Below are 12,127 nucleotides of genomic sequence, written 5' to 3'. Positions count from 1 at the left end.
ACTGCTTAGTGCCCCATTCCTGCCTCATCCGCAATCGATACTGCAGGTCACGACGTCGCCGCAGAATCTACCGGCCGGTAATGTCCTAAGTCAGGACGCACTGACCGAAGCCCTGGGTGACCGCGGCCTGACGGTCACGTTCATCGACAGGGACGCCGCCGGCCCGTCCGGCGCCCCGCAGGTGATGACCATGCACCGCGCCAAGGGCATGGAGTTCGCGAAGGTCGTTCTGATCGGCGTCGGCGCCAAGAGCCTCCCGCGGAAGTACATCATCGACGGACTGCCCGAGGGCGACCGTGCCGATGCGCTCCGCCGCGAGCGGTCGCTGTTGTACGTCGCCGCGACACGTGCGCGGGACGAACTGGTGGTGGTGTACGCGGGTGCACCCAGCGAACTGCTGCCGGTCCCCGCGTCGGAATCCCTCAAATAGGCTGAATATGAGAAGTTTTGACGACCTCAGCCGGTGCGAATAGGGCCGAGATGATGCTGACGCCTGACGAGAAGCTTGTAGTGGCGCTGTTCCGCGATCGGTTGTGGGTGACGATCAACAGGCAGTGGCGGCGTGGAAAGGATGACCTTCTGGAACGAAGCGCGACAATCGCCCACAAGGCCGCTGCGCCGAAGATCGCGGTGGTTCCCTCAGCCCGTCGACAGGCTGAGGCGGCGGAGCGCATGAGCCGGCTCACCGCGATCCTTCGTCGACTCGGGTACGACGGAGATGACCCGATTGTCGAGGTCGCTGTCGAGGTCATCGAAGCTTACGAGACGACCATTCGGCCGGCTCGGTCTGTTCGCGGAGGGCTTCCTGGATCGCGATCCCGCTAGAGAATGTGAGTTGCTGTCCGTTTCGGCGCCCGTGTCACCTAGACCTGGCATATTGCGGGCGCAGTGCTGGTGAGTAGGTAGATCGTCTTGAGGAGGGAAGGTGGCATGACTCTGGACGTGGTGTCACTCGAGGACGCGGCCCATACGGCGGTTGAGCAGGGACGAGCGGAGCTGTCCCGGTTGGATGACGTTGTCGACGGTCTCGTCAGTGCCTTCGCCGGGGTGGCGGCGTGTCCGCATCCGATGTCGCCGTTGGTCGCAAAGCTCGACGACCTCGCTCGGGGTTTACCACGCGACCTTCGTCGTCACCTCGACCGCGAGCGCGACTCCCTCGGATCGTTCAACATCGCGTTCTTCGGGCGGACCGGAGTCGGGAAGAGCACCCTGCTGTCGGCGTTCGGGCAGCTCGACGGAGAGTACGTGTCTCCCGGTGCCAGCGACTGGACCACCGACGTGCACCACGTCGAGTGGCGTGGGTGCCGTCTCTACGACACCCCAGGCATCAACGGGTGGGGCCGCACCGAGAGCCGCGACGATCTCGAGTCGAAGGCTCGCCGGGCCGTCGAGATCGCAGACGTGGTGTTGCTGTGCTTCGACAACCAGAGCCAGCAGGCGTTGGAGTTCGAGAAGATCGCCGCGTGGATCCGTGACCACGGGAAGCCGGTGGTGGCGGTGCTCAATGTTCGCAACCCACGCTGGCGGCACCCCGCCAAGGTATCCGACGAAGGCCGCCGCAAGACGCTGTCCGAATCGGTTCGCCAGCACACCGACAACATCCGGACCGAGCTCGCACAGATCGGCTTGCCGGACACCCCGGTCGTCGCAATCCACAGCAGGCGGGCATTGTTTGCGCGCGCCACCACACCGTTTCACGGACCGGCCGAGAAGGAATTCCTGCGCGAACGGGATGAGTTCGGGGTCGACTACCTCGCGCGCTGGTCGAACTTCGGGACACTCGAACAGTTGATCGCCGCCTCCATCACGGAAGGCGGCGCCGACCTTCGCCTGTCTGCGCTCCGAGAGGACGTCCGCGGACGGTGTGCCCGCACGGTCATCGAGCTCGAACGCCTGACGGTCGACATCGCGCGCGAAGCCAAGGAACTGGAGCGTCAGATCGAGTCGCTGTTCGCGGTGCTCGGCTATCCCGAACGCGAGGAACGAGCAAGATGGCTACACGAGTCCGACCGGGACCTCGTAGCCACTTCTGAGGCAGCGCGAGGCCGGCCGTACACATCGAGGGCGGAGGGCTCACTCGACCGCTATGTCCGCGACATCGCCACGTCACACCTGGTGGTGTGCAGGAGCAAGGCGAAGACAGCGGCGGACGAACTGATCCAGAGTGCGTTCGACGAGGGCAAGTCGGTCGACGGATCCGATTTCACGAAAGCCGTGTTCGACGACGACGCGGTCGCCACGGCTGAACAGACGATCTGGGCGGACCGTGGCAAATTCCTGCAGCGTGAACTCGAGATCGCCGTCGAGCACAACCACACCCACAGCTCGGGCCCGATCGGCCACACCGCCTCGATTCTCGGCGCGGAAGGCACCGGTGTACTCGGCAAGGTGATCCAGGGCGGAGGCATCGCCGCCGGCCTCGGTGTCCTCGCGGTACCCGCCCTCATGAACTTTTGGAACCCCGCGGGTTGGGCGATCGGAGTGGCCATCGCGGGTGTCGGTATCGCGAGTCAGGTACAGCAGTTCTTCGGCAAGCGGATGAGCGATCAGGAAGACGAACGAGGACGTAAGGCGAGAGCCCAGGCGATCGCCGATTCCCATCGTGCCGTCGAGCAAACCTTCGACGATCGCGAGGAACTTGTCGTCGCTACGAGCCGCGACGCGGCATGGCAGATTCTCGCCGGGATTCTTCGTGAATCCCTCAGTAGTGCAATCGAATTGCGCGACGCTTGCCGCAGGGCTGAGCAGCTGGTTGGCGCGCTGCATGCGGGTGCGACCTCGGTCGAGGCCGCGCCGCGTGTGTCCGACGTGCTGCGCCGAGCGCAGCATCGAATGGCTGACACACCCGCAGCTCTGACCAGCATCATGCTCGGCGAGGATTGGCTGACGAACCCGCAATCCGAATACGGTTCAGCTGAAATCGATCCCGCTGTCGAAGCTCTGTACGACGCCCGCCACGACCACGACAAGAGCAGGCTGCAACGCGCGATTGCCAGCGCGTGGAGTACGCCCCAGGTGGAGCACGTTCGAGCGTGGCGCGAAGAGCTCGAGGACGCCGCGATGCGCGATCCCTCGATTCTCGAAGTTGCACGCGACTTCTCGCGTGTCTCCCGGATGAAGCCGACATTGTCGGTGCTAGGCGACTACAACTCCGGAAAGTCGTCGCTGATCCGCCGAATCCTCGTCGAGAACGGTCAGTACACCGACGCACGACTCGACATCCGTGCTGTACCGGCGACCGACACCGCTCAGCGGCATGAGTTCACTCGGTTCGACCTCGTGGACACCCCAGGGTTGCAGAGCGGGCATGCCGACCACGACGCACAGGCGTTGGAGGCGGTGGTGCAGTCGGCGCTCGTGTTCGTCGTCGTTCACATCAATCTGCTGGTCGGGGACACCCTCATGCTGGAACAGATCGCACGTGGCTCCGATGACATCGCCGCGAAGGGCGGGCGGATGGTGTTCCTCGTCAATCGATGTGACGAACTCGGTGTGGATCCTCTCGCTGCATCGGACGCGTACACGAACTTGCAGGACCGCAAGCGAGACGAGCTTCGCGCTGCCTTTTCGGGCCGATCCATCGAGATCGACAGCGACAGGATTCACTGCCTGTCCGGCGACCCGTTCGGTCTCGTGGGAAGTGCGGCGACGGCGGAACCGCAGGATTTCGCAGAGAACCGGCTCTGGGACGGGGTGGCAGCGTTGACGGAGGCGATAGCGGACCTGTCCGACAGCCATTTGGCCTCGGCAACTGTTGCCGGCGCGTTCGACACCGCGATCACCGGACTCAAACGTCACCGGCTGCGACTGCAGCGGACGAACGACACCGCGGCGGAGGAGTTGCGGGCCCTGGAACCGATCATCGCGGCAGTGCAGGCCGCTCTCGATGACGCAGCGGTCCTCGGTGCGTCGCTGCGAGAGGAGGCCCGTCGGATCGTCGACAGGCATGCATCGACGGCGAAGTCCAGAATCCACGAGATCGACCGGGACGACACCAAGAAGCTGGAGAAGCTCGTAGCTTCCTGGTTCGAGGAACCAGAAGTTCAGGAGTCGCTGGAAAAGTACCTCACAGACGCGAAGAAACGACTGGATCGGTGGCAAAGCGAACATTCCTCCGCGATCGATCGCGAGATCCGAGCGGCGGACTTCCAGCTGTCTCATGAGATCGCCGAGGAATTCCAGGCTCACGGCGACCCGCTGTACGAGGACGTGGCAGAAGGTGCTGGCAAGATCGTGGCAGCTGCAGCGCCACTTGTGAAGGCCTTCGGGAACCGGGACGCTGTATACGCGATCGGCAAACAGTTCGGTCACAAGTTCAAGCCGTGGGGCGCGGTCAAGGGTGGGGCCAAGGTCGCCAAGGTCGGAGCAGTACTCGCGGTCGTCGGCGCTGCGGTGGACGCAGCCGTGATGGTCAACGATGCCATCAAAGCCGATGAGCACAAGGACGATCAGGCCGCGGCAGCTCAGGCTGTTGACGAGTTCGCCGCAAAACTGATCGACACGATTGTGCAGGGTGATGGCGGGGCTGGGCCACTCGGCTACCTCGAACAGAGGACGAAAGAGCTCGAGTCACTCTGTGCCGACCACACCGGTCACGCGAGGGCGAAGCGGCAGATGATGGATGACGGGGACTCCCGGATGGCAATGGTTGGGGTATTGCTGGCATCGGCTGACAACCTGATGGAAGCCCAAGCGAGGGAGAAATGACCGTGATTGACATCGAGGCAGTGCAGGACTGGCTGGGGCGGCTTCCGGGTGGGTCGTTGGCCGAGCAGTACGCCGACGGGTGGGCGGCGTTTGCGACGTTGGACCGCCCGGTGGTGACGATCTTCGGCTCCTATGACACGGGGAAGAGCTCCCTGCTGCGTCGCGTGCTCGTCGATTCCGGATCGCAGGTTCCGGATTGGCTGACGATCAGTGCCCGCCACGAAACCTTCGAGGTCAACGAGGTCGTGACTGCCGGCTACACCATCCGGGACACGCCGGGATTTGTCGTCGGAGCGTCGGACGCTCGTGGTCAGAACAACTCGCAACGCGCCATGGCGGCGGTGGGACTGACGGACATCGGCATCGCCGTCCTGACACCGCAGTTGGCAACTGCCGAGCGCGACCTGCTTCAGACGGTCGTGGCCGAGGGGTGGCCGCAGGGTTCGTTGTGGTTCGTCATCTCGCGATTCGACGAGGCCGGGGTGGACCCCGAATACGACCTCGACGAGTACCGCGAGCTGAGTGCTCGAAAGGTGAAGGAGCTCCGCGAGGTATTCGAGCTGAGCACGGAAGTTCCGGTTTTCGTTGTCGCGCAAGACCCTTTCGAGACGGCCGGCCCGGGCACCGACATCGACCGCGGGGAGTGGGACGCGTACAGGGACTGGGACGGGATGCGCGACCTCAATGCATCCCTCGACTCGATTTCACTCACACCAGCAACCGCACTCCGAGACGCGGCAGGCAGTCGGTACTGGGGCGGCGTTCTGGCCGACGTCCTCGACGAGTTGCGAGGACAGTTGGTGGAATACAGGTCCAGCGCCGAAGTTGCCGCAACCGGCGTAGCGAGACGCGACGGCTGGGAAGACGAGCTGGATGCACTTGACCGAGCAGCCCGTGCAAACCTCGACGGCCTACTCATCGAAGTGGCGCGACAGTCTGATCCGGGGTTGGACACCGGATACCTGCAAGGGGAGATCCCACGGCAAGTCGAACAGTGGTTCACGAAGTACGAAGGACGCCTGGAGCGGTTGAAGCAGTCGATCGGTAAGGCCGTCAGCCGTGAGCGAGCTCGGCCATCGTGGGAAGGCTTCGCATCACTGATCGCATCCGTAGGCACGGAGCCGGATGCCATCGTGAACGAACCGAGGGAACAGATTGCTCCCCATGTGGAACAAATCGGCAAGATGCTGATTGGCGTTCTCAAGGCCGCGGACGGCCAGAGATCACAGCAGGCGAAGGCACTCACGGCCAAAGCTGCGAGTGGTGCGAAGGCAGCCGGCGGATTGAACCGACATATCGGGATCGCCGAAGCTGCGCTTCCGCTCGCGGTGCACATCGCGCAATGGGTGGACGACAGTTCCGCAGACCGTGTCACGCAGGGCAGCGGTCAGCCGGCGCCGACGAGAGACCTTCGACAGCTCGTCGACAGCTGCACGGCACACGTAGCCGCCGTCTGGCAGCCCTTCGTCGACGACGTCAGGGATGTCATCGATTCGGAGACGGCCGACCAGGTTGCCCTCCACGACAGCCTCCGCCGACTCGTCGAACAGTTGCAGGATTCCATCGAGGAAGGTGAAAGCCTGAACTCGCTGGGGTCAGTGTCGGTGCGGGAGGGATAGTTCGTGACCACATGGTCATTCGGTAGATTTCATGGGGGGATTGGATTCAGGCGCCGAGACGAACTCGACGGGCACGTCGTTGAAGACGTTCTCGTTGAATGTGGTGTTTCCGTTCGCATCGGTGGTGGGTCTGGTCAGTCGCAATAGCTTGCCGTCGGCGTATACACCCATCACGCGCCAGTAACTGTCGGCCCACCAGACTCCCTGGCCCAGTCTGACCTCTCCGGGTTTCACGGATCCTCCAATTGACGCCTTGGTGGGGTGAGCGACCTCAGGACCTGACGTCCAGGGACGCGACCATCGATGGAATATCGCCCGCGACAACTATTGCGAGTGGTTTCTCCTGTGCGATGCCGCTGTGAGTGATTATCAACGCAGCTGGCGACTGTCCGTTGCCGGTCGCCGGGGCAAGCTTCTTCAGGGCTTGGGGAACAGTGGCATCGCGGCCGAGGTGGATTGCGTGATCCTGCGGTTCGTGGAACTCCATCGCATTACCGACAGTTTCCTCCTCGACCAGTTCATCGGTCGCCAGGCGGTGGGCGAGCCACCGTGCAATGCAGTTCGTGGTGAGCAGGCCAGCGTAGGCGTCTTCGTGGTAGACCGGGAACTGCGAGTAGTCGTGCTGGCGAATCACTTCGAGAACATCTCGGAGCTTGTCCTCGGGTCGAAACAGCTTGATCTCACGACGCTCAAGGACATTCAGGACCGCCGGAGGCCGGATGATCCTGTCGCGGAGGCGTTCGATCTCGTTGACCACGTCCGAGACGGGTTCAGCGACGGGCTTGCCCTCGTAGTAATCCTGATGTGCCAGTGCGTTTCGTAGGTCGGCGAAGGTGCGCAATGCAGGCAGGTCGCGCTGAGCGCGATTGCCCAGTGCGTAGAGTTCCGCCATCCGAATGAAGCTCAGGCGATTGTCACCCTTGTCGAAGCGTGCCCGGAAGTGCTTCTCGATCTCCGCGAATGCTGAGAGGAAGCGGGTGGCACGGCTCACTTCGTCCATGAGGACTCCTTGGTGGTGAGGTTGCACTCGAGATTTCACGACACATTGGCAAGAGTTCTGATGCCCACCGACGAGCCTCGGAAGCTCCGAGGCGCTGTCGGCGCTCGGGTCCTTCCCGGTGTTACCCGTACGAATCGCCGGTCGCGCCCGGTGGGTAGTTGCCGTGGAGCACATGGACGATTGCCCGCGCTAACAGAACCCAGGTCCAGGGTTTGAGAAGGGCATCTTCGGAATCCGAAGCGGTTCGTACCTCAGCGGAAGCTGTACCCGGAGCAGCTCCGGGGAGATGAGCCCAGCCATCGACGTTTAGATCCGGCCATCCGTAGGCGACGAGCAGTCCTGTGCCGTTGTACCAGGAAATCCAGCCGTATGCTGGGGAGCTTGAAGCTGGGGACAGGTCACCTCCATGTTCAGAGATGTCCTGCCTCCAGGTGGCGGACGATGAACCGTCCCAGGTGAATGTGATGTCCTGAGCGCTCGGTCCGTCGCCGGCGTCGACCATGAAAGTGAATGCGAACTCGCCGGGCTCGATCTGCTGCGGAAGATCGAGTGCAGCATTGAGTTCGTCGTCCACGCGGGCAACCGCATCTTGGAGGCGAGTCGAGCGACTCTGATCGGATCCCTGAGAATTCACTTGATCTCGCCTCCATACGGCCCGGGGGACTGCCCCAGGGGTAGTCCCCAGTGACATGTGGGAATGTCCTGAGGGTGCACAGGTGCTTCACCAAGCTCATCGCGGCGGCGGTCGACTTCGTAACACTGATGTGTAAGGGTTCGGGCCCTTCGTGCCAGGGTGAGTTGAGTCCAATGGTTCACAGCAACCCCGCCTGCAGGGCGACATACGGATCAACACTTCGATGACGATTTCCAGCCTGGCCGTGGCCGGGGACAATGCCCGCATGGACTCCTCGCATTCTCGTGCCGACGGACCCCGGCGGCGTGCGTTCACCCCGGCGGAGGCGGCGGTCGGCAAGTTGACCGCCGGACAGGCCGAGATCGCCCGGCTCAAGCGTGAACTCGATCGGACCACCAAGCGCCTCGCGACGGCTGAGGCTGCCCGCGACATCATGGGAAGAGCACACGCGCTCTTGGAATCTCTCTCCGAGGGCGCGGACCACCGCGCACGGCCGTCTGCCGGGCGTGGCGCCGAAGGCCGCAGCGTGCCGTCCGCCGCGCAAACCTGAACTATGACAGCAAAGAAACGAGGCCACGACCTCTTTCGAGTTCGTGGCCTCGTTCTGTGCAGTTCGTGGAACTGCTCCTGGTGGGCGGTTCACGAATTCTGGTCGGTCGGGGAAGTCCGTGGAAGCTCACGCTGGCCGAATGCCACTAGGTGCTCACGATGCCCGACTGCGACCGGTTCGTCGACCAGGCCCCGCTCGAGGTACGCGAGGCCCGCGGCAGCGCGATGACGATGAGCACCGCGCCGAGCGCCACGCAGACCGCGCCCGCGGTGAGTCCACCCGAGTAGCCCAGGATGGCCAGTGCGGCTACGCCGATGGCGCCGCCGATCTGTTGGACGGATGTGAACAGCGCCGAGCCGAGCCCGGCGTCCTTGTCGGTGGTGCCGTCGACCGCGGTCACGGCCAGGACCGGCAGGCTCAGCCCGTTGCCCACGCTCAGCACCAGCATTCCGGGCAGCACATGGGTGACGTAGGAATCGCCAGCGGCAAGACCGGACAGCAGCAGCAGTCCGACGATGTTGATCAGGAAGGCCAGGAGCAGAGCCCAGCGGGTGCCGATCCTGACGGAGACGCGGGAGGACAGCCACATCCCCGCCAGAATGCCCGCGCCGTAGGGCAGGTAGGCGATGCCGGCCAGCAGCGGGCTGTACGTCAGCACGGTCTGGATCTGGATCATCAACAGGAACGCCATCGCATACATCGCCATCGAGAACAGCAGGGTCGCAACGTTGGCGATGGCGCGCGTGCGCGAGGCGAGGAACGACATCGGCACCAGCGGCGCCGTCGATCGCCACTCCGCCGTCAGGAACGCCCCGGCCAGGGCGGCGGACAGCCCGACGGCACCGACGACGATCGGATCGCTCCAGCCAGTCTCGCCGGCCCGCAGCAGTCCGTACACCAGCGACACGGCGGCACCGGTCACCAGCACCGCGCCGGGAACGTCGAGGTGGCGCTGGCCCGGGGCGCGGGACTCGGGGAGCAGCCGCGGGAGCAGCGCAAGGGCAAGCGCGACGATCGGCAGGTTGATCAGGAAGATGCCACGCCAGGAGACCAGTTCCGTCAGCGCCCCGGACAGCACCAGCCCCGAGGTGCCGCCCAGTGCCGCGATGCCACCCCAGATGCCGAGCGCTCTGGCGCGCTCCTCCCGCCCCGGATGGAGCAACGTGATCATCGACATCGCCGCCGGGCTGGCCATCGCCGCCCCCGCCCCCTGCACGAATCGCCCGACCACCAGCTGCCACGGCTCCTGCGCGATCGCGCACGCCAGGCTGGCCACCCCGAACAGCGCAACGCCCATCAGGAAGACGCGCCGGCGGCCCAGCAGATCCGCCATCCGGCCACACAGCAGCAGCAGCCCACCGAACGCGAGGAAGTAGGCGTTGACGACCCAGGGCAAGCCGGATGGGCTGAATCCCAGCTCATCTCGGATGCTGGGCAGGGCCACATTCACGACGGTGTCATCGAGCACGAGCATGAACTGGACGAGACACAGCAGAATCATCGGCACCAGACGACGCTATGACCCGCCACAGTTGGCCACAATCCGCACGGAGGCCACACTATGTCGCATGGAGGACATCGGCGCGATCGTCGTGGGTCACTTCCCGCTGGCCTCGGGGGAGTGGATCCCCGAGCACCGTCACACCCACCACCAGATCGCCTGGACCCGCCGGGGAGTCCTGAGCGTCGGGGTCGGCGAGCTGTACTGGGTTCTGCCGCCGACCAGGGCGCTGTGGATACCCGCCGGCATCTCCCACACGACGGGTGCCACCCGCGACGCGGTGCTGTGCAGCCTGTATCTGGCCCCCGAGCAGTGCCCGCTGGACTGGACCGAGCCCACGGTGGTCGGCATCGACGGCCTGCTGGCCGAACTGGCGGCGTACCTGGCCCGGGACGACCTGCCCGACGAGGCGCGGTTGCGCGCCGAGGCGGTGGTGCCCGACCTGCTGCACCCGCTGCCGACCCGTCCCATCGAGGTGCCGCAGCCCACCGACGAGCGCGTCCGGATCGTGGCGGACGCCCTGCTCGCGGATCCGGCCGACCCGCGTGGCCTGGAGGCCCACGCGCGCGTCGTCGGGGTGAGCAGGCGGACCTTGACGCGGCAGTTCAGCCGCGACACCGGGATGAGCTTCGATCGGTGGCGCACCCGGGTCCGGCTGCGCGCGGCCCTGCCGCTGCTGGCGGAGGGGCAGCCGGTGTCGCGCGTGGCGCACGCCGTGGGGTACGCCACCGCGAGTGCGTTCCTGGCGGCGTTCCGGCGCACGGTCGGCACCACGCCCCGGCGGTACCTGCTCACCGGACCCGACGAGGAGGTCCACCGCGTCAGGTTCACCAGGGACAGCAGTCACGACGCGTGAGCGGGGGACGCGGTCCCGTCGAGAACGTCCGGTCGGCGGGACCGTCATCCGATCGTGCGGCAGTCCACAGACCTTCTGCGGCACACGCAGGGCTATTCGACGCGCACTGCCCCTGTGCACGCCGGAAAAGGCTTGTGCACAGGGGTAGTGCAGCCAGCGCCGAATCGGTAGGCCTGCGGCGAATCGCCGAACAGCACTGCGGCCCACGGCAGTTCAGCTCTCGTCGTACTTCTCCCAGAACCGCGCCCGCAGCCGGTACCGGATCCGCTCGTCCAGGTCGTACCGCTGCATCACGTCGGAGGCATCGAGCAGCAGCGCGCGGTCGATGTCGCGGGGGATCGACGGCTTCGCGTTCTGCAGCTCCTGCAGGCCCGCGGGGGTGGCGCTCTCCCGGAACGAGGTGAGGACGCGCAGCACCACCTCGTCGATCAGGTCGTCGCGGTCGACGTCCTCGTAGCCGCGCTGCGCCTGTGCGGGGGATCCGGTCGAGACGCTGTAGGCGAGCACGCTCGACGGCCGCGGCGCGGCAGGGGGGTGCGCCGCGGTCGCCACGTCGAGGGGGGTGCGGGCGGTCGGCCGGGCCGCCGCCACCGCGGGGGTGCGCGGCGCGGGCACCGGGGCCGGCGCCAGCACGGGTTGCCGGTCCACCTTCATTACCGCGGCGTCGACCGCGGCCCCGTCGATGCTGTCGAGTTCGTCGGCGGCCCGGATCAGGTGCCTGCTCACCCCGTGCGGCTTGCCGCCGACGGTGGGGACGGCGAGCAGCACCACCTGGACGCCGTGCACCTGCGCCTCCTCGACGGCCTCGGTGAGGTCGTCGTCGCCGGAAACGAGGAAGAACACATCGGATGCGCCGTTGCGGGCGTGCGCCACCAGGTCGAGGCCGATCCGGATGTCGACGCCCTTCTGCTCGCCGGTGTACCCGAACCGGCCGAGCCGAAGCTTCACCTTCGGGAGCTCGCCGATCCGCTCCTGCTGACAGTCGGGGATGCCGTCGCGGGCCGAGTCGTACCAGTGCACGCGCAGCACCGGCAGACCCGACCGCGCCTCCGCGGCGTCGACCAGGGAACTGATCAGCGGGGCGTACTCGACGTGGATCCCGCTGCGCAGCGACGTCCCGGTGATCCGCGTCGCCGCGGACGCGAGGAGGTAGCCGGCATCGATGTACAGGGAACAGGTCGACCGCATGCACCCACTATCGCCCACCGCCCCTGCCGTTTCCGGCGATTGCGTCCCGCCGTCGTGTCCCGGACCCCGGTG

Annotated in this window: 10 protein-coding genes; 5 read left to right on the top strand and 5 right to left on the bottom strand. The window is 65.6% G+C overall.

Going from position 1 to position 12,127, the window contains the following annotated elements:
- The 3 genes from ACFWQG_RS19590 to ACFWQG_RS19580 form a co-directional block, all read left to right on the top strand.
- A partial coding sequence (locus ACFWQG_RS19590; protein ID WP_378509314.1) for a 3'-5' exonuclease occupies positions 1-430 on the top strand: 430 nt, incomplete at its 5' end.
- Positions 431-930: 500 nt separating this feature from the next.
- On the top strand, positions 931-4,707 hold the full coding sequence (locus ACFWQG_RS19585; RefSeq protein ID WP_378509313.1) for a GTPase: 3,777 nt from the start codon (positions 931-933) through the stop codon (positions 4,705-4,707).
- Entirely contained in the window at positions 4,704-6,326 is a 1,623-nt protein-coding gene (locus tag ACFWQG_RS19580) for a GTPase domain-containing protein (protein WP_378509312.1), read from the top strand. The genes ACFWQG_RS19585 and ACFWQG_RS19580 overlap by 4 nt, the downstream gene beginning before the upstream one ends.
- Before the next feature lie 15 nt (positions 6,327-6,341).
- On the opposite strand, the gene ACFWQG_RS19575 is transcribed toward ACFWQG_RS19580, so the two are convergent.
- The 3 genes from ACFWQG_RS19575 to ACFWQG_RS19565 all read right to left on the bottom strand — a co-directional run bounded on the left by ACFWQG_RS19575 (position 6,342) and on the right by ACFWQG_RS19565 (position 7,900).
- Positions 6,342-6,560 carry a hypothetical protein gene (locus ACFWQG_RS19575; protein ID WP_378509311.1) on the bottom strand — a complete coding sequence of 73 codons (219 nt, stop codon included), beginning with the start codon at positions 6,558-6,560 and terminating at the stop codon, positions 6,342-6,344.
- Between the two features lie 37 nt (positions 6,561-6,597).
- A complete protein-coding gene (locus tag ACFWQG_RS19570; RefSeq protein WP_378509310.1) occupies positions 6,598-7,326 on the bottom strand; it encodes a CBS domain-containing protein in 729 nt (242 codons plus the stop codon).
- A gap of 121 nt (positions 7,327-7,447) precedes the next feature.
- Positions 7,448-7,900, bottom strand: a complete 453-nt coding sequence (locus ACFWQG_RS19565) for a hypothetical protein (RefSeq protein WP_378509309.1) — start codon at positions 7,898-7,900, stop codon at positions 7,448-7,450.
- Positions 7,901-8,183: 283 nt separating this feature from the next.
- Between ACFWQG_RS19565 and ACFWQG_RS19560 the strand changes: the two genes are divergently transcribed.
- The gene (locus tag ACFWQG_RS19560) at positions 8,184-8,510 is read left to right on the top strand and encodes a hypothetical protein (RefSeq protein WP_378509308.1); all 327 of its coding nucleotides are present in this window, start codon (positions 8,184-8,186) and stop codon (positions 8,508-8,510) included.
- A 145-nt stretch (positions 8,511-8,655) separates the two neighbouring features.
- On the opposite strand, the gene ACFWQG_RS19555 is transcribed toward ACFWQG_RS19560, so the two are convergent.
- Positions 8,656-10,011: an MFS transporter gene (locus ACFWQG_RS19555; RefSeq protein ID WP_378509316.1), complete on the bottom strand. Its 1,356-nt coding sequence runs from the start codon at positions 10,009-10,011 to the stop codon at positions 8,656-8,658.
- Between the two features lie 67 nt (positions 10,012-10,078).
- Between ACFWQG_RS19555 and ACFWQG_RS19550 the strand changes: the two genes are divergently transcribed.
- Positions 10,079-10,867 (top strand): AraC family transcriptional regulator, encoded by a 789-nt coding sequence (locus tag ACFWQG_RS19550; RefSeq protein WP_378509307.1) that lies wholly within the window; start codon positions 10,079-10,081, stop codon positions 10,865-10,867.
- A gap of 213 nt (positions 10,868-11,080) precedes the next feature.
- Here ACFWQG_RS19550 and ACFWQG_RS19545 read toward each other — a convergent pair whose 3' ends face one another.
- Positions 11,081-12,055 (bottom strand): NYN domain-containing protein, encoded by a 975-nt coding sequence (locus ACFWQG_RS19545; RefSeq protein WP_378509306.1) that lies wholly within the window; start codon positions 12,053-12,055, stop codon positions 11,081-11,083.
- Positions 12,056-12,127 lie beyond the last annotated feature (72 nt).

The sequence above is a fragment of the Rhodococcus sp. NPDC058532 genome, assembly GCF_042719255.1.
Lineage (GTDB): Bacteria > Actinomycetota > Actinomycetes > Mycobacteriales > Mycobacteriaceae > Rhodococcus_G.
This window is presented reverse-complemented; position numbering and strand designations above follow the sequence as displayed.

Excerpts from the sequence above, each read along its gene's own strand:
- ACFWQG_RS19585 (WP_378509313.1), top strand. The coding sequence starts at position 931 with ATGACTCTGGACGTGGTGTCACTCGAGGACGCGGCCCATACGGCGGTT.
- ACFWQG_RS19580 (WP_378509312.1), top strand. The coding sequence starts at position 4,704 with ATGACCGTGATTGACATCGAGGCAGTGCAGGACTGGCTGGGGCGGCTT.
- ACFWQG_RS19570 (WP_378509310.1), bottom strand. The coding sequence starts at position 7,326 with ATGGACGAAGTGAGCCGTGCCACCCGCTTCCTCTCAGCATTCGCGGAG.
- ACFWQG_RS19560 (WP_378509308.1), top strand. The coding sequence starts at position 8,184 with ATGACGATTTCCAGCCTGGCCGTGGCCGGGGACAATGCCCGCATGGAC.
- ACFWQG_RS19555 (WP_378509316.1), bottom strand. The coding sequence starts at position 10,011 with ATGATTCTGCTGTGTCTCGTCCAGTTCATGCTCGTGCTCGATGACACC.
- ACFWQG_RS19550 (WP_378509307.1), top strand. The coding sequence starts at position 10,079 with ATGGAGGACATCGGCGCGATCGTCGTGGGTCACTTCCCGCTGGCCTCG.
- ACFWQG_RS19545 (WP_378509306.1), bottom strand. The coding sequence starts at position 12,055 with ATGCGGTCGACCTGTTCCCTGTACATCGATGCCGGCTACCTCCTCGCG.